This window comes from Poritiphilus flavus, from assembly GCF_009901585.1.
GTDB lineage: Bacteria > Bacteroidota > Bacteroidia > Flavobacteriales > Flavobacteriaceae > Poritiphilus > Poritiphilus flavus.
The window spans coordinates 93,879-119,924 of sequence record NZ_WXYO01000003.1 but is presented as its reverse complement, the minus strand read 5'-3'; the positions used below and the strand labels follow the sequence as shown (position 1 = coordinate 119,924).

Below are 26,046 nucleotides of genomic sequence, written 5' to 3'. Positions count from 1 at the left end.
TCATTTTTTGGAGGTTTTTTGGATGGCCTTCAGAGCCATTGGCATATGGTTGGTGGCATTTATGCTGTTAAAGACCAGGATTAATTTGCCGCTTTTATCGACGACAAAGGTTTCCCGGCCTGGAAGTAAATTAAAGAATTTGCTTTCTACCTTAAATAGTTTTCGCACTTTACCTCCCTTGTCTGATAACAGGGTAAAAGGTAGTTTATAGGATTGGGCGAAACGCTGGTGCATTTTTTCAGAATCAGAACTTATCCCCACTACTTCGGCTCCGAGTTCCTGAAAGTCTTCATAACGATCTCTAAAATCACATACTTCTTTGGTACAGCCGGGTGTATAGTCTTTAGGGTAAAAAAAGATCACCAGTGGCTTGTTCCCGATCAATTCCTTCAGGTGAAACCAATTGCCGTTTTGATCCTTCAGGGAAAAGTCCGGAATACTATCTCCAAGTTTTAAACCCATAATCAGCCGGTGTAGGTTACAAAATTTCGCGGAGTCTCATACAACTTCACCTCCAGGGCTTTGTCTTCCGGGATATGCGGACGCAGCTTGTTCCAGATCACCACCGCGATGTTTTCCGCGGTTGGGTTCAGCTCACGGAATTCCGGGACTTGCAGGTTAAGGTTCTTGTGATCGAGGGCATCTTCCACCTCGGAGCGTATCAGGTCTTTTAAGACTTTCATATCCATTACAAATCCGGTCTCCTGGTCTATTTCACCGGTAACACTAACGATTAATTCGTAGTTGTGTCCGTGGTAATTCGGATTGTTACATTTTCCGAAAACCCTGTTGTTCTTATCATCCGCCCAATCCGGCCGGAATAGCCTGTGAGCCGCATTGAAGTGTGCTCTTCTGCTTACTTTAACTTTCATTGTTCAAAACCATTTTTGAGCAGATGCCCATAAAACCGTTCGAAGATAATCTTAAACCAGGCTGTATAATTGTCCGGGTTAATGGCGATATCCTCCTTTACGGTCCTGGGTTTTATCCACTTCCAGTCCGCCACTTCCTCAGGATTGATCTCAGGGGCATCGTTGTAATAACCCAACATTACATGATCCAATTCGTGTTCCGTCAGGCCGTTGTCAAAAGGGGCTTTATAGATGAATGAAAAGAGCTCCTTTAGTTCTGTCTGGAAACCCATTTCTTCCATTAATCTGCGCTTTCCGGCATCGATATTGGATTCTCCCTCTCGCTGGTGACTACAGCAGGTATTAGTCCATAAGAGTGGAGAATGATACTTATGGGCTGCTCGTTGCTGAAGTAATAATTCGCCCTTGTCATTCAAAATAAATACTGAGAACGCCCTATGTAAAACTGCCTTCTCGTGTGCCTCCATTTTCGGCATCGTGCCAATCTGTTCATCAAACTGATTGACCAGGATTACTCTTTCCTCTTTCACACTTCAAAAATACGACCTTTAGTCCATTTTCGTGCAATTCGGGTGGGAAAAGTGTTAAAGAAAAGCAGGGGTATCTAGAAGAATCTGGGAGACTTAAGGTTGTCCAGAACCTTGATAAAATCATAACGGAGAATAACCTCGAAAGAGCCATCATTGAAAACAGCCTGACCAAGTTCTGTTATCTCCCTGTCGTATGCAAGACCTATCAGAAATTCCGGCGAAATCTGGAAACCAGCCATACCGCTTACAGCAGCGTCCCATCGATATGCAGCCCCTATAATAAATTTGTCGTTGTACATAAAGCTGGCAGAGAAGTCCAATTGCAAAGGTGCTCCAAAGACCACTTTACTTAAAATAGCCGGTTTGAATTTCCAGAAGGCGTCAAGGTCAAAAACATAACCTGTGATCAGGTAGTAATTCATCTGCTCCTTGGCGGTGGAAAGGGAAGATTCGTCAAAATGAGAGGTCTCCAAAATCCTGGGGACAGATACTCCGGCATAAAAGCGATCGGTATGGTAGTAAACTCCGGCACCTACGTTAGGTGAAAAACGGTTACTGATGTCCTGTTGCAAAGTAGGATCCGGGCCATTAGGGTTTAGAACATCCTGGTTCAGTTCCGAAAAGCGAACATCCAATAAATGACCACTGGCCTTTAGGCCAAAACTTAATCTCGCATCCTTTGAGGTTTGAAGCGTATACGAAAAATCCACGTCAAGATAGGTTTCCGAGGTGGGTCCGATCTGCTCGTTGACAATAGACAAGCCAATACCCGCTCCGCGATATCCCAGGGGAGTATGCAAATTAAGTGTTTGGGTAACAGGTGCGCCTTCCAGGCCTACCCATTGCGACCTGTGTAGTGCCGCGATACTAAAATGACCCCGGGAACCGGCGTATCCTGGGTTCACACTTACCGTATTATACATGTACTGGGTGTACTGCGCGTCTTGTTGGCCGAAAAGTGATTCGGCCGCGAAAAAGCTGCTGAGGAAAGCCAATATGGCGATCTTCAGGACTGTTTTTGTATTTCGACTGGACTGCAGCATTAGTAGGTTATCGGTTTATGTATATATAGCCAGACAGCGATCTCGTTTCGCCGGATTCGGGAATAATGTAATCCAGTATATAGAAATACGTTCCAACAGGCAATTTATTGTCCTGATCCACAGTAACTCTACCCTGTGAAGTGCCATCAAAGACATTACCCTGGGTGTTGTAAGACCTGGTGGTGTATACGAGAACACCCCATCTGTTATAGATCCTTATGGTATTGTCAGGATAGTTCTCCAGGCCGTCTATGGTAAGAACATCGTGTATTCCATCGCTGTTAGGTGTAACCACATTAAAGACCTCTACATCATCACCGTCGAAGTTCGGCTCCAGGTAATCCGGAATACCATCTGCATCAACATCGTCATTTGTAAAGTCTCCATCTCCGTCTACGTCCTCATCTATGGTCATCAACAAATCACCATCATCGTCAGTATCCCTGTAGTCTGATTCAGCATCGCGATCCGTATTCGGAAGGTCGTTGAAAGGATCGTTGATCTCATCGTTCACATCAATATCGATCACTGTTGCTCCTTCGTATCCGTCGTCCAGGCCGTCATTGTCCTTATCAGAACCGATCAGGGTAACATCAGGAATACCGTCCTGATCGTAATCATGGGCTTCTGTGGCATCCGGTACATTGTCATTATCGCTATCACTATCCAGGTAATCCGGAAGGGCATCACCATCTGTGTCTATAGGGATAATACCAAGACCGCCACCGTTCTCGTACGCGTCATCCAGGCCATTGCCATCCGCATCAACTCCACTCGGTGGGATGTAGCCCGCTGTGGTCTGAGATTCTACGTTGTCAGGAATACCGTCGTCATCACTGTCAATATCCAGATAATCCGGTATGCCATCGCCATCGGAATCCGTTGGATCTGTAGATGGATCATTATCACCATCCAGATTAAGATCTTCAAAGCTGTCCACAATACCATCATCGTCCCTGTCTATATCTGCACCTATCGGGTTAACAACCACGGTTACTGTCGCGGTACTACAGTTTCCGACCGAATCACAAATGGTATATGTGAAAGTATCAGTTCCGATAAATCCGAGGTCCGGAACGTAGGTTATAAAGTCGTCCGAAGGATCTCCAGGGGTACCACCGTCATTGATCGTCACATTACCATTAGATGGGTTAGTACTTGTTAGAGTACCTGAATTAGGCAGATCATTGTCATTTGCCAGGATATCGATATCCACGAATTGATTTTCTATGGTAGCTATGGCATCGTCAATAGCATCTACGATCGGGAGCACATCAACCGTTACCGTCGCCGTACTACAATCTCCTATGGAATTACATACTGTATAATCAAAGGAATCCGGTCCGTTGTAGTCCGGGTCCGGAATATAGGTTACAATATCGTCCGTTGGGTCATTGGGTGTTCCGTTATCGTTGATATTCACTGTACCATTAGGTGGATCAGTGGCCACCAGGCTACCTGTAGTTGGCAGGTTACTGTCGTTCGCATAGATATCTACAACCACAGAGTCGTCTTCATCCACTGTTACGAAATCGTCTACAAGTGTAGCTGCCTGTGCCATACATACTACCGTAAATGCAGGCAGGTCTGAGTTATTTCCTGCCTTAGTGATGGTAGCTGTATATCTGACCACGGTAGTGGTGGATGTCACTACGGGTCTCAACTGATCGCCTGAAACCGCAGGGTTCCAGCTTACGGTTGCCGAACCGTTCACATTGGCCGAAATATCAAGGGTTACCTGATTATCCGGGTTATTACAATCTGTCAGGATAAAATATCCCGTCGCATTGGAACCACAAAGAGTGCCATCATACGTAGCAAAATAAACCCCTGGTGTACTCGTCTCATAGAAAAAATCCGTGCTCAATACGGTGCTTGTATCCGAAGCCTCATACCAGCGGTAATTGCTTTGTCCTCCCCCATTAGGAGCCTGAAGCAGGAACTGGGCATTAGATGCAGTAATCCCCAGTAAAGTAAAAACAATACTGAGGAAAAGTAGCTTGTATTGATGGTTGGTTCTCAAACCTATATGGTCATTTACTTAATTATTTAACTACGAAGACTACATTGATCAGGGAGTTATAATCCGCAGGTTGACCTATGATGGTATAAGTAAGTACACCATTAGCATCGATACTCATTGTCGCGGTATTGAATACTGCCGGATCAGCGTAGGTTACGTAGTAATACAGCTCGGTTGCCGTATATGTGGGTACGGCGGCAGGAGCCCCTGCACTTGCCACGGTAGGTGAACCGTACTGTGCAGTGTATTGTGCGTAAAGATCAATATTGAAGGTTCCATTGGTTGAAGCGTCCACCGCGATAGAAGGCGGATAAAAGATCCTGGCGGCTTTTGCCGTAATCGGCGCGATATCCTGAATCACATCTTCTACGGTGGCCTCAGTATTGCCATCTCCATCCACATCTACAGGAGTGTCTGAATTAACTTCAGAGGCGTTCTGATCGTCCGTACCAACAAGGCTGGACAGGTCTACAGTCTCTGAAGTACCGTTTTCTATTCCAATGGTTAAGTCAGTACCGGATAATCCTGATCCGCTGATGTTCTGATCGTCTGTACCTGCATCGTCCAAATGTGAAAGGTCTACCGTTTGACCGCTTCCATTTTCAATACCTACGGTCAGTACATTTGTAGTAGTATTTACAGCAAGCGCCTGGATATTTTGATCATCTGTACCTACAAGGCTGGAAAGATCCACAGTCTCTGAAGTACCATTTTCTATGCCGATAGTAAGATCAGTACCAGAAAGTCCGGATCCACTGATATTCTGATCATCCGTACCGGCATCGTCTAAATGCGAGAGGTCTACGGTCTGACTGGTACCATCCTCGATACCAACGGTAAGTACATTTGTGGTCGTATTTACGGCAAGGCTCTCGATATTCTGATCGTCTGTTCCAACAAGGCTGGACAGGTCTACAGTCTCTGAAGTACCATTTTCTATTCCAATGGTAAGATCCGTTCCTGAAAGGCCAGATCCGCTGATATTCTGATCATCCGAACCAACAAGGCTGGAAAGATCTACAGTCTCTGAAGTACCGTTCTCAATTCCAATGGTAAGATCGGTTCCTGAAAGTCCGGATCCGCTGATATTCTGATCGTCTGTTCCAACAAGGCTGGAAAGATCCACAGTCTCTGAAGTACCGTTTTCAATTCCAATCGTTAAATCCGTACCCGAAAGCCCCGATCCACTGATATTCTGATCATCTGTACCTGCATCGTCTAAATGCGAGAGGTCTACAGTCTGACTGGTACCATCCTCGATACCTACAGTAAGTACATTTGTGGTCGTATTGACAGCCAGGCTCTCGATATTCTGATCGTCTGTTCCAACAAGGCTGGACAGGTCTACGGTTTCCGAAGTACCGTTTTCGATGCCAATGGTCAGATCAGTTCCTGAAAGTCCGGAACCGCTGATGTTCTGATCATCCGAACCGACAAGACTTGATAGGTCTACAGTTTCCGAAGTACCGTTTTCGATGCCAATGGTCAGATCAGTTCCTGAAAGTCCGGAACCGCTGATGTTCTGGTCATCACTACCCACCAGGCTGGAAAGATCTACAGTCTCTGAAGTACCGTTCTCTATTCCTATAGTAAGATCGGTTCCTGAAAGTCCGGATCCGCTAATATTCTGATCATCCGTACCGGCATCATCCAGGTGTGACAGGTCTACAGTCTGACTGGTACCATCCTCGATACCTACAGTAAGTACGTTTGTGGTCGTATTGACGGCAAGACTCTCGATGTTCTGATCGTCTGTTCCAACAAGGCTGGACAGGTCTACAGTCTCTGAAGTACCGTTCTCAATTCCAATCGTTAAATCCGTACCCGAAAGCCCAGATCCACTGATGTTCTGATCATCCGAACCAACAAGGCTGGAAAGGTCTACAGTCTCTGAAGTACCATTCTCAATTCCTATGGTAAGATCCGTTCCTGAAAGCCCAGATCCACTGATATTCTGATCATCTGTACCTGCATCGTCTAAATGCGAGAGGTCTACAGTCTGACTGGTACCATCCTCGATACCTACAGTAAGTACATTTGTGGTCGTATTGACGGCAAGACTCTCGATGTTCTGATCATCAGTGCCAACAAGGCTCGAAAGATCCACAGTTTCTGAAGTACCGTTCTCAATGCCAATGGTAAGATCAGTACCTGAAAGTCCGGATCCACTGATATTCTGGTCATCCGTACCGGCATCGTCTAAATGCGAGAGGTCTACCGTTTGACTGGTACCATCCTCGATACCTACAGTAAGTACATTTGTGGTCGTATTTACGGCAAGGCTCTCGATATTCTGATCGTCAGTTCCAACAAGGCTGGATAGATCGACAGTTTCCGAAGTACCGTTCTCTATTCCTATAGTAAGATCAGTACCTGAAAGGCCGGAACCGCTGATATTCTGATCGTCCGTCCCGGCATCATCCAGATGAGACAGGTCTACAGTCTGACTGGTACCGTCCTCGATACCTACAGTAAGTACATTTGTGGTCGTATTGACAGCAAGGCTCTCGATGTTCTGATCGTCAGTTCCAACAAGGCTGGACAGGTCGACAGTTTCCGAGGTACCATTCTCAATTCCTATGGTAAGATCAGTTCCTGAAAGTCCGGAACCGCTGATGTTCTGGTCATCACTACCCACCAGGCTGGAAAGATCTACAGTCTCTGAAGTACCGTTCTCTATTCCTATAGTAAGATCGGTTCCTGAAAGTCCGGATCCGCTAATATTCTGATCATCAGTGCTATTCGTATTTAATTCATCAATAGCGGCCTGTACATTGGCAGCTGTCAATCCTGATGTTGTATTATCATAAGTAACCTCTGCAGCAGTTTGATCGTCAGTACCCACAAGGCTGGAAAGGTCTACAGTTTCCGAAGTACCATTTTCTATACCTATGGTAAGATCGGTACCTGAAAGTCCGGATCCACTAATATTTTGATCATCCGTACCGGCATCGTCCAGGTGTGAAAGGTCTACAGTCTGACTGGTACCATCCTCAATACCTACAGTAAGTACATTTGTGGTCGTATTTACGGCAAGGCTCTCGATATTCTGATCGTCAGTTCCAACAAGGCTGGATAGATCGACAGTTTCCGAAGTACCGTTCTCTATTCCTATAGTAAGATCAGTACCTGAAAGGCCGGATCCGCTGATATTCTGATCATCAGTGCTATTCGTATTTAATTCATCAATAGCAGCCTGTACATTGGCAGCTGTCAATCCTGATGTTGTATTATCATAAGTAACCTCTGCAGCAGTTTGATCGTCAGTACCCACAAGGCTAGACAGGTCTACAGTTTCCGAGGTGCCATTCTCAATTCCTATGGTAAGATCGGTTCCAGAAAGGCCGGATCCACTGATGTTCTGGTCATCCGTACCGGCATTGTCTAAATGCGAGAGGTCTACCGTTTGACTGGTACCATCCTCGATACCTACAGTAAGTACATTTGTGGTCGTATTTACGGCAAGGCTCTCGATATTCTGATCGTCAGTTCCGACAAGGCTGGAAAGGTCTACAGTTTCCGAAGTACCATTTTCTATACCTATGGTAAGATCGGTACCAGAAAGTCCGGATCCACTGATGTTCTGATCGTCCGAACCAACAAGGCTGGAAAGGTCTACAGTCTCTGAAGTACCATTCTCAATTCCTATGGTAAGATCGGTACCTGAAAGTCCGGATCCGCTGATATTCTGGTCGTCCGTACCCGCATCATCCAGGTGTGAAAGGTCTACAGTCTGACTGGTACCATCCTCAATACCCACGGTCAAGACGTTAGTTGTAGTGTTAACAGCCAGGTTTTCGATATTCTGATCGTCAGTACCCACAAGGCTAGACAGGTCTACAGTCTCTGAAGTACCGTTCTCAATTCCTATGGTAAGATCGGTTCCTGAAAGTCCGGATCCGCTGATATTCTGATCGTCCGTACCGGCATCGTCTAAATGCGAGAGGTCTACGGTCTGACTGGTACCATCCTCGATACCTACAGTAAGTACATTTGTGGTCGTATTGACGGCAAGGCTCTCGATATTCTGATCGTCTGTTCCAACAAGGCTAGACAGGTCTACAGTCTCTGAAGTACCGTTCTCAATTCCTATAGTAAGATCAGTACCAGAAAGGCCAGATCCACTGATATTCTGATCATCAGTGCTATTCGTATTTAATTCATCAATAGCGGCCTGTACATTGGCAGCTGTCAATCCTGATGTAGTATTATCATAAGTAACCTCTGCAGCAGTTTGATCGTCAGTACCTACAAGGCTGGAAAGATCTACAGTCTCTGAAGTACCATTTTCAATTCCAATGGTAAGATCAGTTCCTGAAAGTCCGGATCCACTGATATTCTGATCGTCGCTACCTACAAGGCTGGAAAGGTCAACTGTCTCTGAAGTACCGTTCTCGATTCCAATAGTAAGATCAGTACCTGACAGGCCAGATCCACTGATGTTCTGATCGTCTGTGCTTCCGGAAGCCACTTCGTCAATTGCAGCCTGAACATTGGTTGCCGTAAGACCAGAAGTGGTGTTATCATAGGGGTTACTGGAAGCCCTTGTATCCAGAGTCACATCTGAACCATCATTGTTCGTAAAGGTATAAGTACCATTTGCATTGTCCGTAATGTCTGCCTTGCTAACTGTCTGTGGCACCCCATTTTCATTGGTATAGGTAAAGGTCCCATCACCGTTATCCACCAGATTTGTAATGGTCTCAGATATAGTGACGGAGGCCACATTAAGGTACAGGGCACCGTCAGAACCTGAGGCAATATCATTATTCGCGTCTGTACTGATAAGGCTTTCGGAAAGCGTTCCACCTCCATCTGTAACCTCAATACTGCCGGCATTCATGGCCAGGCCCGTATTGTATTCGTTCCCGATTACGGCATCGGCATCGTCAACAAGTGAAGAAAGATCAACAGTTTCACTGGTTCCATTCTCAATGCCAATGGTAAGATCTGTACCTGAAAGGCCAGATCCACTGATGTTCTGATCGTCCGTACCCGCATCATCCAGGTGGGACAGGTCTACAGTCTGACTTGTACCATTCTCGATACCCACGGTCAATACATTGGTTGTAGTGTTAACAGCCAGGCTCTCAATATTCTGATCGTCAGTTCCAACAAGGCTGGAAAGATCTACGGTCTCTGAAGTACCGTTTTCAATTCCAATCGTTAAATCCGTACCCGAAAGCCCCGATCCGCTGATATTCTGATCGTCAGTACCCACAAGGCTGGACAGGTCTACAGTCTCCGAAGTACCGTTTTCAATTCCAATCGTTAAATCCGTACCCGAAAGCCCCGATCCGCTGATATTCTGATCGTCCGAACCAACAAGGCTAGACAGGTCTACGGTCTCTGAAGTACCATTTTCTATGCCGATGGTAAGATCAGTTCCTGAAAGTCCGGAACCGCTGATATTCTGATCATCAGTGCTATTCGTATTTAATTCATCAATAGCGGCCTGTACATTGGCAGCTGTCAGTCCTGATGTTGTATTATCATAAGTGACCTCTGCGGCAGTTTGATCGTCAGTACCCACAAGACTGGACAGGTCAACAGTTTCCGAAGTACCGTTCTCAATTCCAATGGTAAGATCAGTTCCTGAAAGTCCGGATCCGCTGATATTCTGATCGTCCGTACCGGCATCGTCTAAATGCGAGAGGTCTACCGTTTGACTGGTACCATCCTCGATACCTACAGTCAACACATTAGTGGTCGTATTGACAGCCAGGTTTTCGATATTCTGATCGTCAGTACCAACAAGGCTGGAAAGATCTACTGTCTCCGAAGTACCATTCTCAATTCCTATGGTAAGATCGGTGCCTGAAAGCCCTGATCCGCTGATATTCTGATCATCCGAACCAACAAGGCTCGACAGGTCTACCGTCTCCGAAGTTCCGTTCTCTATTCCTATAGTAAGATCGGTTCCTGAAAGGCCAGATCCGCTGATGTTCTGATCATCCGTACCAGCATCGTCTAAATGCGAGAGGTCTACGGTCTGGCTTGTACCATCTTCAATACCTACTGTGAGCACATTTGTAGTGGTATTGACAGCCAGGTTTTCGATATTCTGATCGTCCGTGCCAACAAGGCTAGACAGGTCTACTGTCTCTGAAGTACCATTCTCAATTCCTATGGTAAGATCAGTTCCTGAAAGTCCGGATCCACTGATATTCTGATCATCGGTACTATTCGTATTCAATTCGTCAATAGCGGCCTGCACATTGGCAGCTGTCAATCCTGATGTTGTATTATCATAAGTGACCTCTGCAGCAGTCTGATCGTCAGTACCCACAAGGCTGGACAGGTCAACAGTTTCTGAAGTTCCGTTCTCGATTCCAATGGTAAGATCGGTTCCAGAAAGGCCTGATCCGCTGATGTTCTGATCGTCCGTACCGGCATCGTCCAGGTGGGACAGGTCTACAGTCTGGCTTGTACCATCCTCAATACCCACGGTCAAGACGTTAGTTGTAGTGTTAACAGCCAGATTTTCGATATTCTGATCGTCAGTTCCTACAAGGCTGGACAGGTCGACAGTTTCCGAGGTACCATTCTCAATTCCTATAGTAAGATCAGTACCTGAAAGCCCTGATCCGCTGATGTTCTGATCGTCCGTACCCGCATCATCCAGGTGAGACAGGTCCACGGTCTGACTGGTACCATCTTCGATACCGACAGTAAGTACGTTTGTGGTCGTATTGACAGCAAGGCTCTCGATGTTCTGATCGTCAGTTCCAACAAGGCTGGAAAGATCTACTGTCTCCGAAGTTCCGTTCTCTATTCCTATAGTAAGATCGGTTCCTGAAAGACCAGATCCACTGATGTTCTGATCGTCAGTGCTTCCGGAAGCTACTTCGTCAATTGCAGCCTGTACATTGGTAGCCGTAAGACCGGAAGTAGTATTGTCATAAGGATTGCTGGAAGCCCTGGTATCCAAAGTTACATCTGTACCATCATTATTGGTAAAGGTATAAGTACCATCAGCATTGTCCGTAATGTCTGCCTTGCTGACCGTCTGCGGCACCCCATTTTCATTGGTATAGGTAAAGGTTCCGTCACCGTTATCCACAAGGTTGGTTATGGTCTCAGATATAGTAACAGAAGCCACATTGAGATATAATGCCCCATCAGAACCAGCACTTATGTCGTTGTTAGCGTCCGTACTGATTAAATTGTCGGACAGTGTACCGCCTCCATCAGTAACCTCCAAACTACCGGCGTTCATGGTTACGGCGGTATTATATTCGTTTCCGATCACGGCATCCGCATCATCTACAAGAGATGAAAGGTCTATGGTTTCATTGGTACCATTCTCAATTCCTATGGTAAGATCAGTACCTGAAAGTCCGGATCCGCTGATATTCTGGTCATCTGTTCCAACAAGGCTGGAAAGATCTACGGTTTCGGAAGTACCGTTTTCAATCCCTATGGTCAGATCTGTACCGGCAAGGCCTGATCCACTGATGTTCTGATCATCGGTGCTATTCGTATTTAATTCATCAAAAGCGGCCTGTACGTTGGCAGCTGTCAATCCTGATGTAGTATTATCATAAGTGACCTCTGCGGCAGTTTGATCATCAGTGCCGACAAGACTGGAAAGGTCTACTGTCTCTGAAGTACCATTTTCTATACCTATGGTAAGATCGGTACCTGAAAGTCCTGATCCACTGATATTCTGATCGTCCGTACCGGCATCATCCAGGTGTGACAGGTCTACAGTCTGACTGGTACCATCCTCGATACCTACAGTCAACACATTAGTGGTCGTATTGACAGCCAGGTTTTCGATATTCTGATCGTCAGTACCCACAAGGCTGGAAAGATCTACTATCTCCGAAGTACCATTCTCAATTCCTATAGTAAGATCAGTACCTGAAAGCCCTGATCCGCTGATGTTCTGGTCATCCGTACCCGCATCATCCAGGTGTGAAAGGTCTACAGTCTGACTTGTACCGTCCTCAATACCTACGGTCAAGACGTTGGTTGTAGTGTTAACAGCCAGGTTTTCAATATTCTGATCATCTGTACCCACCAGGCTGGAAAGGTCTACTGTCTCTGAAGTACCATTTTCTATGCCGATGGTAAGATCAGTTCCTGAAAGTCCGGATCCGCTGATGTTCTGATCGTCTGTTCCCACAAGGCTGGAAAGGTCAACAGTCTCAGAAGTACCATTTTCAATCCCTATGGTCAGATCTGTACCGGCAAGGCCTGATCCACTGATGTTCTGATCATCGGTGCTATTCGTATTTAATTCATCAATAGCGGCCTGTACATTGGCAGCTGTTAATCCTGATGTAGTATTATCATAAGTGACCTCTGCGGCAGTTTGATCATCAGTGCCGACAAGACTGGAAAGGTCTACAGTCTCGGAAGTACCGTTTTCTATTCCAATGGTAAGATCGGTACCCGAAAGTCCGGATCCACTGATGTTCTGATCGTCTGTACTCCCGGCAGATACCTCATCAATCGCCGCCTGGACATTTGTTGCAGTCAATCCTGAAGTCGTATTATCATATGGGTTGCTGGAAGCCCTGGTGTCAAGAGTCACATCAGAACCGTCATTATTGGTAAAAGTATAGGTACCGTCCCCATTATCTGTTACATCAGATTTGTTGATCGTCTGGGGTACCCCATTTTCATTGGTATAAGTAAAGGTTCCATCGGCATTATCCACAATATTAGTCACGGTCTCTGCGATAGTCACTGATGCCACATTCAAATAGAGCGAACCGTCCGAACCGGCAATAATATCATTATTCGCATCGGTACTTATGAGGCTTTCAGACAGGGTGCCTCCTCCATCGATAACCTCCAGGCTACCGGCATTCATTGCCACGCCCGTGTTATATTCGTTTCCGATCACTGCATCCGCATCATCAACCAGAGAGGACAGGTCAACAGTTTCATTAGTTCCATTCTCAATGCCTATAGTCAAGTCGGTTCCACTAAGTCCGGAACCACTAATATTCTGATCGTCTGTGCTATTTGTATTCAACTCATCAATCGCAGCCTGTACGTTCGTCGCTGTCAGGCCTGATGTGGTGTTGTCATACGGGTTGGTTCCCGCATTGGTGTCGATGGTCTGGGTAGCTCCCGTCTCATCCGTATAGGTATAGGTGCCATCACCGTTATTAGCGATGGTGGAAATCGAGGTATCCGTAATGGTGGTGGTGTTTCCACCGGCATCCGTAAAGTCGTAAGTACCGTCGCCATTATCCACTAAAGCCACCGTTCCGGCAGCCGCGTTGATCTCATCGATGGCAGCCTGAACATTCGTCGCTGTCAGGCCTGATGTGGTGTTGTCATACGGGTTGGTTCCCGCATTGGTGTCGATGGTCTGGGTAGCTCCCGTCTCATCCGTATAGGTATAGGTGCCATCGCCGTTATTAGCGATGGTAGAAATCGACGTATCCGTAATGGTGGTGGTGTTTCCACCGGCATCCGTAAAGTCGTAAGTACCGTCGCCATTATCCACTAAAGCCACCGTTCCGGCAGCCGCGTTGATCTCGTCAATGGCAGCCTGAACATTGGTTGCCGTAAGGCCCGATGTGGTATTGTCATACGGGTTGGTACCGGCATTGGTGTCGATGGTCTGGGTAGCTCCCGTCTCATCCGTATAGGTATAGGTGCCATCGCCGTTATTAGCGATGGTAGAAATCGACGTATCCGTAATGGTAGTGGTGTTTCCGCCGGCATCGGTAAAGTCGTAAGTACCGTCTCCATTATCCACCAAAGCTACCGTTCCGGCAGCCGCGTTGATCTCGTCAATGGCATCCTGAACATTGGTCGCTGTCAGGCCCGATGTGGTGTTGTCATACGGGTTGGTACCAGCATTGGTGTCGATGGTTTGGGTTGCCCCGGTTTCATCCGTATAGGTATAGGTGCCATCCCCATTATCGGTAATGGTGGAAATCGATGTATCCGTAATGGTGGTGGTGTTTCCGCCAGCATCGGTAAAGTCGTAAGTACCGTCGCCATTATCCACTAAAGCCACCGTTCCGGCAGCCGCGTTGATCTCATCAATAGCATCCTGAACATTGGTCGCTGTCAGGCCCGATGTGGTATTGTCATACGGGTTGGTTCCCGCATTGGTGTCGATGGTCTGGGTAGCCCCGGTTTCATCGGTATAGGTATAGGTGCCATCGCCGTTATTAGCGATGGTAGAAATCGAGGTATCCGTAATGGTAGTGGTGTTTCCACCGGCATCGGTAAAGTCGTAAGTACCGTCGCCATTATCCACTAAAGCCACCGTTCCGGCAGCCGCGTTGATCTCGTCAATGGCATCCTGAACATTGGTTGCCGTAAGGCCCGATGTGGTGTTGTCATACGGGTTGGTTCCCGCATTGGTATCGATGGTTTGGGTAGCCCCCGTCTCGTCGGTATAGGTATAAGTTCCATCGCCGTTATTAGCGATGGTAGAAATCGACGTATCCGTAATGGTAGTGGTGTTTCCGCCAGCATCGGTAAAGTCGTAAGTACCGTCTCCATTATCCACTAAAGCCACCGTTCCGGCAGCCGCGTTGATCTCATCAATAGCATCCTGAACATTCGTCGCTGTCAGGCCCGATGTGGTATTGTCATACGGGTTGGTTCCCGCATTGGTATCGATGGTTTGGGTGGCCCCGGTCTCATCCGTATAGGTATAGGTACCATCCCCATTATTTGCGATGGTGGAAATCGAGGTATCGGTAATGGTGGTGGTATTTCCGCCGGCATCGGTAAAGTCGTAAGTACCGTCGCCATTATCCACTAAAGCCACCGTTCCGGCAGCCGCGTTGATCTCGTCAATAGCATCCTGAACATTGGTCGCTGTCAGGCCCGATGTGGTATTGTCATACGGGTTGGTTCCCGCATTGGTATCGATAGTTTGGGTGGCCCCGGTTTCATCGGTATAGGTATAAGTGCCATCCCCATTGTCGGTGATGGTCGAGATTGAGGTATCGGTAATGGTGGTGGTGTTTCCGCCGGCATCGGTAAAGTCGTAAGTTCCGTCGCCATTATCCACTAAAGCCACCGTTCCGGCAGCCGCGTTGATCTCATCGATAGCATCCTGAACATTGGTTGCCGTAAGACCCGATGTGGTATTGTCATACGGGTTGGTTCCCGCATTGGTGTCGATGGTTTGGGTAGCCCCGGTCTCATCCGTATAGGTATAGGTACCATCGCCGTTGTCTGTGATGGTCGAGATTGAGGTATCGGTAATGGTAGTGGTGTTGCCACCGGCATCGGTAAAGTCGTAAGTACCGTCGCCATTATCCACTAAAGCCACCGTTCCGGCAGCCGCGTTGATCTCATCAATAGCATCCTGAACATTGGTCGCTGTCAGGCCCGATGTGGTATTGTCATACGGGTTGGTTCCCGCATTGGTATCGATAGTTTGGGTGGCCCCGGTTTCATCCGTATAGGTATAAGTACCATCCCCGTTATCTGCGATGGTGGAAATCGAGGTATCCGTAATGGTAGTGGTGTTTCCGCCAGCATCGGTAAAGTCGTAAGTACCGTCGCCATTATCCACTAAAGCCACCGTTCCGGCAGCCGCGTTGATCTCATCAATAGCATCCTGAACATTGGTTGCCGTAAGACCCGATGTGGTGTTGTCATACGGGTTGGTTCCCGCATTGGTATCGATAGTTTGGGTGGCCCCGGTTTCATCGGTATAGGTATAAGTACCATCCCCGTTATCTGTGATGGTGGAAATCGAGGTATCGGTAATGGTGGTGGTGTTTCCGCCGGCATCGGTAAAGTCGTAAGTACCGTCGCCATTATCCACTAAAGCCACCGTTCCGGCAGCCGCGTTGATCTCATCAATAGCATCCTGAACATTGGTTGCCGTAAGGCCCGATGTGGTATTGTCATACGGGTTGGTTCCGGCATTGGTGTCGATGGTTTGGGTGGCCCCGGTTTCATCCGTATAGGTATAAGTGCCATCGCCGTTGTCTGTGATGGTTGAGATCGAGGTATCGGTAATGGTGGTGGTATTTCCGCCGGCATCCGTAAAGTCGTAGGTACCGTCTCCATTGTCCACCAAAGCCACCGTTCCGGCAGCCGCGTTGATCTCATCGATAGCGTCCTGAACATTGGTTGCCGTAAGACCCGATGTGGTGTTGTCATACGGGTTGGTTCCCGCATTGGTATCAAGGGTCACGTCAGTACCGTCGTTGTTTGTAAAAGTATAAGTGCCGTCCCCGTTATCCGTAATATCCGCTTTAGCTACTGTCTGTGTCGCTCCAGCCTCATTGGTATAGGTAATAAAACCATCCCCATTATCCACCATATTCGTGACGGTCTCCGTAATCGCTGCCAGATCCTCTATGGCTTGCTGAACAGTCAGTTCATTATTCCCATCCCCATCAACATCAACGGGTCCGTTCAGGTTAACCTCAGTGGCATCCTGATTGTCCGTTCCGCTGTTATCCAGTACTGATAAATCTACGCTCAATGTACCTCCGTTCTCCAATACGAGGGTAAGTTGGTTAGTTCCAGCGTTAAAGCTAAAATTCTGAAGCTGCTGGTCATCGGAAGAGGTCAGCTCCCAGGAAGTGCCGTCCCAGTAAAAGATGGTCCCGGTAGTGGTATTTACATAGATATCACCCGTATCTGCACCCGTTGGAGAGGTGGCTCCAGGAGCCGTGACCGCCGTACCGCTTAGTACCTCACAGTTACATTGATCCTGTAACGTTACGGTAGTCTGCGAATAGGCAAATCCGGATATCAGGAAAATGAGTAATAGAATTCTTTTATCCATGACTGTAGCTTTACGTATCGTCTTTTTCGTTCTTTTAGATTTGGGTAACCAACCCATATGCTGTCTCATTCATATAGCGTTCTTAGAAACAAGACGTTTAAAACAAACGACAAAAACAACTCGTCCAATAATGGATGATGATTTCCGAAATGAAAAAATTAGGAAAAGCTAACCTGAAGTAGGTTTTAGGGTTACCATGGTTTTTTCTGGATTTAAACTCCATTAAGTTTGGTCAAGTTATTCAAATTTGGGGGTAACAAACCGATTGTATCTATCTATAAATCAAATGGTTTAATTACACCATACAAATTTAATCCTATACCTACCACTGGAAAATAAATGTTGTAAAAGTGGATATTCTTACTGTATAGGGGTCAAAAGTTGAGGTTTTGGAATGTATTTCATCGATTTTCTAAGGTTTCGTTGGTCGATCAACCCAATTATAGCAACGTTTAGCGAGTGCCCCGGGAGGTAAGAAAAATCCTAACTTCTGTGGTTCTTTTCTGTGGTAATTACGCTAGTTCGGATCCACTCTATATGTTATCCGTCTATTGGTAATAACCGAGTTTGCCGCAACGGTTAAAGTAGCTGTATTTGAGGTGATTACGTCGCAGACATAGGTTGTACTGGAGACAACTACCCTGTACTGATTCCCATTTTCCGCGGTAGTGACATTGGTCAAGGTTAAAGTAGCCGTAGCGGTTCCACTGTAAATACCACCATCAGCCAGGTCTACCCAGCTACTTCCATTAAAACGCTGCCATTGATAAGTATCTGCATTTGTGGCTGTTACCGAAAAAGATCCAGTACATCCCGGACAAATGGTGGTATCTGCGGGTTGGACGCTTATGGCCGGAGGGGATGCCGCTTCACGATAGTCAAAAGTGCTGTTGGTATTCGCATCCGCCGGTACCGGATATGATGCTGCGGTTACGCTTCCGTTCGCGTCTACTGCCGGGCTGCCCGTACCGTACATTCCGTTGTCATCCACATCCGTGTTGGAGTCGCCATAAGCCTCATCAGCATCATTACAACCATCGTTATCACTGTCTCCCTCCCTAAAGTCGTAGTTAGAATCGCCATCCGAATCGAGTAGGGTATAAATCACAGTTCCGCTGTCTTCCTGTCCTGAAGCCTGTACACTATCTGCAACCCCGTCCAGGCCAACTGCTGCTGTTAGCTTTCCTGCCGTGTGAGCAATGTCATGCCCGGCTTCCACTACATCGTAAATGCCATCGTTATCACTGTCCAGATCCAGATGATCATCTATTCCGTCCAAATCAGTATCTGAACTGGCTGTCCAAATAATGGCCTGTACCAGGAGATCTTCACCTGCAGCATTGAAAGCCCCATTTCCATTGGTTTGAGGGACTATGGCCCTTCTACCGGGCGCTGTGCCGGTTTCCATGGCGTCTCCCTGTTCCCAGGCTGCCACAGAGGCCTGCCCATTGGGATGCCTCCCCAGAACTGTTCCGGTAGTTAAGCTATTTCCGTAATATTCGGCATCATTAATATCCAAATTGCCCAGGGACAAGCCAGATGTAATAGGATGGGTATTATCTATAATATTGATCAAGTTGTTTACACTGGCGCCACCACTCGCGGCTCCGAGAATTTCGTCGTGTAGGGCGGGTTCACTGGTGATAACCCCTTTTGTGGTTGTTGCGAGGTTAGCTACATTGGCAAAAGCGGTTCCACTAAAAACGTCCTCAAAAACAAAAGTAACGTCAAAATTATCTGCATTTCCTCCCACATTGTCGTCTACGACGGTAACAGAATACCCTAAAGCAACGAGTTTGTCTATGGTATTTTGCTCTTCGGAACCCGGAGTACCATTGGTGACCCACAAAACAGACCTGGGACTCTCCACCTGGTCCAGTATACCGTCGTTATCATCGTCTTCATCACATACATCGTTTATACCGTCTCCGTCAGAATCTGTTCCACCCGGATCAGCACAGGGTTCGTAGAGGGTAACAGTTGCCGTATCGCTTAAGCCTAATGCGGGACAAATAGAGACTGTAGAATCCGTAATGGTATAGTCAAAGGTAGTGCCGGGGAATGGCGTTCCCGCGCTGTAGGTAAAGGTCACCAGGCCAGCATCCGCATCATCAATTACCACTGAGCCTATTGCAGGTTGTACCACGCTGTCAATAAAGAAATTCTCTCCGTCCGGTTCTGAATCATTATCGAACAGGCTCAGTTGAATAGAAATGGTTGTACCGGCCGAAAGAGTAAAGAAGTCGTCCACGGCATCCGGGGGATTGACGTTTTCCACGATTTCCGCATCCGTAGTTGAAAGATCGTAATGGTTAGTACCGGGTATGGTGCTGGGCTGAGCGACGATGGTGGCTATAAGCCGCGAAAACCCGCTAGGGTCCGAGGGGTCGTAGAAATTGGGGTAACGAACTTCAATGATATAGGTTTCACTTTCTCCAAGGGGCAAACCAAAATGCACCTCTTCAGGGGACTGGGTACCATGCCCGTATACCCCGTTTACCTGCCTTAAGCCACTGACAATATTCCCTGCACAATCCCGGATGAGAACGTTTGTACCTATGGCCACACGTTCCGGTGTTCCCCCGGTGGAGCCGTTGGCGCCCCGATCTTCAGAAACGTCAATAAGCAGGTGATTATTTCGGTTCGCCGCGGGAAGATTATTAATGAACAACTGATTCCCGGAACTGTGATTGATATTCATATAAATGTCCAGATCTCCGTCATCATCGATATCGACCATGGTAGCACCTTCCCCGTTTCGGGTATTGAAGGTAGCCGCATCTAAGGTAAAGGTCATGGCAGTACCACTTCCGACAACTCCCGGAGCGGGCGTCGGGCTGTTTAATTGGTTTATGAAGAGATAACTTCGACTATCTCCTACTAAGAGTATGTCTATGTCTCCGTCGTTGTCCACATCACCTCCTGCAAGGGCATCAATATCGTTTGATGAGCTGCCATTGTCTGTATCGCTGGGTTGAGGAAGACCGGGAAAGGTGCCGGCACCCAAAGCCGTCCAAATGCCGGGTCCATCATTTCTAAAGATCTGGGTCAGGTCGTTCTCAGTCCATACGGCATCCAGATCCCCATCATTATCAAGATCCCAAAGCCCTACACCTCCTTTGTTTCCGTTAGCTGCCTGGGCCACATCGGAGCCGTTGGTAAATGTTCCTCCCTGGTTCAGGAAAAAGTCGTTCTCATCTCGCTTCCGCATAAAAAGGTCAACCCAGCCATCGTCATTGACATCGGCCGCGGCCCCGTAATCCCCATCGGTAGCAAACTGGTTCAGTCCAAAGTTGACTACACCGCTACCATTACCAGTAGTTATATGCGTAAAAAGGGCGGAGGGAGCGGGATTTACAACCGTATTGGTGGTATGATCAATATAATTGTTCCGCAATAACTCTATTCCATAATTATGGCTGTCAAAAAAGATATCCAGGTCACCATCTCCTTCAAAATCGAAAAACCCTGCACCTTCTGTATTTAAAGGATTAATGGTAATCGTAGCGCTGCTGGCTTCCCCGACGGTAATAGGTGTTGTCCCTCCTATCCCATCACCAAAAGTACCATCAGCGTTCTGAATAAAGAGTTGAATAGCCACCTGCGAACTGGAGGTTCCGGAGGAATTCATCATAAAGTCGGGCCTGCCATCGCTATTGACATCTCCCCAGGCTGCCTGCCTTTCGGCCCGGTCCCCGGCGATCATGCCCGGTGCAAGAGTCGTCTGTACATTGGTAAAGGTTCCGTTGCCGTTATTGCGCATCAGGAAGTTTCGTATTGAAGTACTATTGATCAGCACCAGTACATCCAGATCCCCATCGTTGTCATAATCCGCCCAGGCGTGACCGCCATCCTTACCATTTCCGATATTAAGATTGTATGAAGCAGCGCTTTCCGTATAGGTAGTCTGACTTTGAAGCAGGGCCGTAAACATAAGGCAACTGAGCCATAACAGACAAGTATAGCCTTTTTTGGGAAGAAAGCGGAATTGTAGTGTCATTGGTGTCTGCTACCATAGATGCGGGGGTACAAGGCATGGTAATTAGTTGTGACCCAAAAAAAACAATAAAACAGTAGTCACTGAAATAATTGTTGTGAAGTCTGGCGTTCTCACTATCTAATCAAAGAAAAATGTGGTCTTATAAAACCTTAAATCACTTACTTACAAATAGTTACGACTAAATCTTGTAGGAAATTTATGATAGTGTGGATTAGTTTGGATTTACCCTGTAGGTAATACGTCTGTTAGTAATAATGGTTCTGATCTTTATGATGCTAAAAGGCGAAAACTCCGAAGTGCTGTTAGAAAGTGTGGCTGTGGCTGTAATGTGATTCCCCAGGGTAATTGGCGATGCCACCGGAATGCTAAATTCAAATTGGTTGGTGTTGTCGGTATTCCCGTCAGCATCAGTATAGACTGAAGTTCCTGAGTTGGTATCTGCTACACTACCCTCTACGCCGCTGGCCAAGTAGGTTTGTCCTTCTCCATAGTCGGTAGAAAGGCCCAGTTCGTTATCCCCTGCACTTGCTGTACCCTGCTGAATATCAGTTAAAAAGAATTCTATTGTGGCTCCAGGTCTGGCCCAACCGCTGATCACCAGATTACTACCAGACATATAGGCACCGGAGATAATCGGAAAGTTCAGGGAGCCGTTCGGACCGGTGTCTGAATCCCCGGAATCATTCAAGGTAACTCCGTCTCCAATCGCATCTGTATTGTCAAGGTCTATTCCCAAAGCATCTGAGGCCGTTCCGTTGGCATAGATGGAGTTTTGAGAGATAAGATTGCCTGAGCTGTTACCTCCCGCCAGGACGATCCCAGGACCTCCGTTGGACCGGATAATATTGTTTGAAATGGATGAATTGTTCCCATCCAGCAGTATACCCGCATTTTCAACGTTTCCGCTACAATTACCTCCATTTTGGCCTGAAGTGGCTATAGTATTTTCGGAAATGGTGACACTTCCCGCGATGCCGTCTCCATCAATAGCAAGCGAGGCGGCATTTTCAATGAGGTTGCGTTGGATTACCACTCCGGAACCACTTACAATAGTGATATTATCATCGCAAGCGCCGTTTCCGTTTGCAGTAATATGGTTATTTTGGATTATTGTGGAAGTTCCTCCATCCACGCGCACTCCGGTATCTATATTGGTACTGATGAAATTTCCATCAATAGTAGCTGCGCCACCAATAACCTCAACACCGTGCTCTATATTACCGGCATTCACACCCAGGGCGTTCACCCCAAGAAGATTATTAGAAATTGTTGCAGAACCGTTATCTACTCGTATACCGGCGTTGACTGCAGCATAAACCGCGATATTCCTGATAGTTACGGAACTGCCTTCGTTGATCAGCACATCACCATTATTGCGATACAACTGGATCTCAGGCCGATCGTAGTTAGGTAGGGTGTTGGCCGAAACCCCGACGGTGGTTCCTCCTGAACCTACGGAACCTGAATTGGTATCTCCTGAATAGGCTGTTTGTGTTCTTCCATCAATGACGGTATTGGAATCTGTAATATTGGTCAGCGGATTACCGTTAGTGATAGTGATATCAAAATAACCGCTTGCAAAATTCGCATCTGCGGTCCGCCCAAGTGTATCGCCAGTTGGTGGGATCATAAACACTGAGGTGTCCTCTCCCGAGGCCGGGTTAAAAATGCTGTTAGTTTCTATATCCAGGCCGGTTTCATCCAGATTATTACTATTTATAATAAACTGTTCAAGGGATCCCTGGCCATCCTCGTTGGTGTTCACTATGGTATTGAAGTTAAATCCGAAGTCAAATCCAGCTACCCCGTCAGCCGTAATGGTAACCGTAGATACGTTTTGGGCATTGGTCAGAACTCCGGCTCCGACATCGGTGGCAGTCGGATCTGCCCCTCCTACCTCGTTTGTGATATTGACAAAGCCACCAAGTGTGGTGTAATTCCTTCTATAGGTTAGAATAGGCAAACAAGTGGTACATGCTGCTCCTCCTCCTCTTGAAGAACGCACTGTATTGCTTACTACCCTAACGCTGTAATCCCCGTTGGCCATCCCACCGAAAGCGTAGGCCCCGGTCGCATCCGTTGTTGTAAACTCTTCAAAAGTACCCGTACTATCGTATAGTTCCACACGAGCGTTTTCCACACCCACTCCTGAGGATGTCGCCATATCCCTGCCGGCTCCTCCGCCGTAATTGACATCTTCAAACACGGAACCTACAATAATGTTACTGGGTACTTTCAGGATCACCGCATTGAGCATTACGTAATCCTGCCCTACCTGTACATTGGTTGTGGCACTGGATTCCCCTTGAGAGATCAGTGCGGAAATGTCATAGGTATCCAGATCCAGACCGTAGGTGGTGGTATTGTTTACGTTAGGTACTACCGTATTGTCAAAAATGGTGGAATTAAAGGGGTTATTCGTGCTTGATCCGTCATTATCCCCATCCCCGGATAAGGTAGTAGTACCTGAAGTGGTTGTCAGGGACAGTAATTCGTTATTCGCCAGGGTCTGATCTCCTTCCCAGGACAATACCGTGGTTTTGGCACCTGAGGCCCCAATGGCGTAGAATCCTGAGAGCGTAAAACTCTGGGTGTTGTTTTGTTCACCGTCAAAACCCTGATAGAGGTTAATACTCACCGCAGGCAGGCTGTCATCCGAATAAAAGACCATAAGGGTCCAACCCCCTACCACAACGGTACTGGAGCAATAGGGATCCGCATTATCGATAGTCAATCCGGTAAAATCAAAGGTATTGGTAGACAAATTCGTTACTCCGGAAACCAGGGTGGTAACGTCTCCGATCATCGCATAGAATACGTTGGAACCAAAACTGGTCTGATCGGCATAGGCAGCAGTCACGTTCTGACCTTCAAAGGTAACGTCCAGGTCTGGTGTAGCCCCTGAATGTACCCAGAACAGATAGGCGCGTTCAATGGTCGCCGTAGCTGGTACTGTGCTTGTAAGGGTGTTTGATGAGGAGGTTGTAATGGAGCAGGAATTCGTATTGTTGTCCTGATCCCTAAGGCTTCCCCCGGTAACCGCGTAATCGTAGTAACCGTTAAATTCATTAAACAGGGTGAGCGGGGTATCCACCCCAATATTGTTATTGATGGTTCCTGTGGCGGTGTCTGTAATATCCACAGAAGTATCCGAAACGGTATTGAAGGATATGGTAAAGGTTTCATCTCCTTCTACGATCATATCATCTGTAATCGGAACTACGATCTGCTCAGTATCCCCGACTGTTCCGTTGAAACTTAATGTACCAGATGTGAGCGTATAGTCCAGCCCGGCAGTAGCCGTGCCGTCCGCGGTGGTAAAGTTTACCGTAAAAGGCCCCGAGGTACTCACACCAGTGTGAGTTACTGTAAAGGTTGCCGTACCGGCATCTTCATCAACTGCTACATCGTCTATTGTCAATGCAGGAGCCGGGGTATAACAGGATACCGCTATTTCCCATCCGGGATCGGTTACACTTCCATCCGAAGTAAATCTAAAGGTCAGACATCCTGAGGCGTCTGAAGAAGTGATTGTCGATGGGGGTAAATTGCCGTTGTGATATTGCCCGATCAGTGTACCACCTGTAGTGGTTCCTTCGTATACATAAAGAAAATCGAAGCCATTTTCTACATCAAAACTTGTAAAATTGAGTCGTATTTGAGTACCGGGAGTAGCCGGACAAAAAGTATGTGTTCTGTCTTCACTATTGCCGTAATTGCCCCCACTTCCTCCGGAGTCAAAGAATACTGTTGAACAGGTTGTGGTAGTGGTTCCGTCCGTGATTATGGTGGAATCGTTATCCGTAATGGTGCCGGTCGCCGTATCCGTAATGGTTACAGAGCCGTCTGAAGTGCCCGTAAACTGTATGGTAAAGGTCTCTGAACTCTCTATATCAGTGTCATCCGTGATCGAAACAGTGATCTGTTCGGTGTCCCCTGATGTGCCGTTGAAATTCAGGGTACCGGTATTGGAAGTATAATCGCTACCGGCAGTAGCCGTCCCGTTCACGGTTTGAAAGTTTACCGTAAACGGCCCGGTAGTATTGGCCCCCGTGTGAGTCGCAGTAAAGGTAGCTGTTCCTGCTCCTTCATCCACGGTAACATCTGCTATGGTGATGGTGGCTCCGAAGGTGGCCGTAAAAAGTACATTATCGATGAATACGATTTCCCCGTTACTCCAGTTAGAATCAATACCACCAATGGCAATTCTGGAGTTGGCCGAAATATAATTTGTAGTGAGGTTGTAATTTACCGTACCTGTATTGGTTGAGTTTATGGTAGCGATCACGTCATAGTTGGAGGTTGAGTTATTCCAAAGGTAAATGTACAATCCTTCATTGCCTCTGGAAGTGGCATCATAGTCCAGTGAAAGGGTAACGCTGGTCGCTCCTGTAAGGTCCAGATCCCTGTAGATCCATCTACCATCCAGGTTGTTGAACCTCAATTGATTGGAAGTAATTCTAATCCGGCCTCCTGAAGGATCCGTCGTTTCATTATTTTCCGTCCAGTTAGAGGCGAAATTCGCGGTTCCGTTATTCTGGCTGTACGAAACCGAACTAAAGGTATCCAAATAGGTTTGTTGACCAAAGCAAACTGTGGTCAGAAGTAGGTATAGTATGACAGATCCAAACTTTTTAAGCATTATTTGGAGCATTCATTGGTGGATTTAGTCAGGATAAAGCTACCATACCAGTCCAAGAGCACCCAAAAATTGTTGTATATGGCCGAAAAGAGCACATGAAGTACCTGAAAGTTGCGGTTTGCCGATCAAAAACAGGCTGTAGTTGGTCTATGAGGGAGCTAATACAGGGCTATTGCCGGTTGTTCGATGTAGAAAAA

Annotated in this window: 8 protein-coding genes; all 8 read right to left on the bottom strand. The window is 47.1% G+C overall.

What is annotated here, in order from left to right; genetic code table 11:
- On the bottom strand, positions 1-462 hold the full coding sequence (locus GTQ38_RS07450; protein ID WP_161434870.1) for a peroxiredoxin: 462 nt from the start codon (positions 460-462) through the stop codon (positions 1-3).
- Positions 463-464: 2 nt separating this feature from the next.
- Complete coding sequence (locus tag GTQ38_RS07445) at positions 465-872, bottom strand: 6-pyruvoyl trahydropterin synthase family protein (RefSeq protein WP_161434869.1); 408 nt, start codon at positions 870-872, stop codon at positions 465-467.
- A complete protein-coding gene (gene idi, locus GTQ38_RS07440; protein ID WP_161434868.1) occupies positions 869-1,402 on the bottom strand; it encodes an isopentenyl-diphosphate Delta-isomerase in 534 nt (177 codons plus the stop codon). The genes GTQ38_RS07445 and idi overlap by 4 nt, the downstream gene beginning before the upstream one ends.
- Before the next feature lie 74 nt (positions 1,403-1,476).
- Positions 1,477-2,445 carry a PorP/SprF family type IX secretion system membrane protein gene (locus tag GTQ38_RS07435; RefSeq protein ID WP_161434867.1) on the bottom strand — a complete coding sequence of 323 codons (969 nt, stop codon included), beginning with the start codon at positions 2,443-2,445 and terminating at the stop codon, positions 1,477-1,479.
- A 7-nt stretch (positions 2,446-2,452) separates the two neighbouring features.
- A complete protein-coding gene (locus GTQ38_RS07430) occupies positions 2,453-4,468 on the bottom strand; it encodes a T9SS type B sorting domain-containing protein (RefSeq protein ID WP_238857847.1) in 2,016 nt (671 codons plus the stop codon).
- Between the two features lie 22 nt (positions 4,469-4,490).
- Positions 4,491-17,207: a beta strand repeat-containing protein gene (locus tag GTQ38_RS07425; protein WP_161434866.1), complete on the bottom strand. Its 12,717-nt coding sequence runs from the start codon at positions 17,205-17,207 to the stop codon at positions 4,491-4,493.
- A gap of 517 nt (positions 17,208-17,724) precedes the next feature.
- Entirely contained in the window at positions 17,725-21,207 is a 3,483-nt protein-coding gene (locus GTQ38_RS07420; RefSeq protein ID WP_161434865.1) for an FG-GAP-like repeat-containing protein, read from the bottom strand.
- Positions 21,208-21,418: 211 nt separating this feature from the next.
- Positions 21,419-25,861, bottom strand: coding sequence for a beta strand repeat-containing protein (locus GTQ38_RS07415; protein ID WP_161434864.1), 4,443 nt, complete (start codon positions 25,859-25,861; stop codon positions 21,419-21,421).
- Positions 25,862-26,046 lie beyond the last annotated feature (185 nt).

What these genes read in the sequence shown, in the direction of transcription:
- GTQ38_RS07425 (WP_161434866.1), bottom strand. Translation starts at nt 17,207, where the DNA reads ATGGATAAAAGAATTCTATTACTCATTTTCCTGATATCCGGATTTGCC.
- GTQ38_RS07415 (WP_161434864.1), bottom strand. Translation starts at nt 25,861, where the DNA reads ATGCTCCAAATAATGCTTAAAAAGTTTGGATCTGTCATACTATACCTA.
- GTQ38_RS07450 (WP_161434870.1), bottom strand. Translation starts at nt 462, where the DNA reads ATGGGTTTAAAACTTGGAGATAGTATTCCGGACTTTTCCCTGAAGGAT.
- GTQ38_RS07420 (WP_161434865.1), bottom strand. Translation starts at nt 21,207, where the DNA reads ATGACACTACAATTCCGCTTTCTTCCCAAAAAAGGCTATACTTGTCTG.
- GTQ38_RS07445 (WP_161434869.1), bottom strand. Translation starts at nt 872, where the DNA reads ATGAAAGTTAAAGTAAGCAGAAGAGCACACTTCAATGCGGCTCACAGG.
- GTQ38_RS07435 (WP_161434867.1), bottom strand. Translation starts at nt 2,445, where the DNA reads ATGCTGCAGTCCAGTCGAAATACAAAAACAGTCCTGAAGATCGCCATA.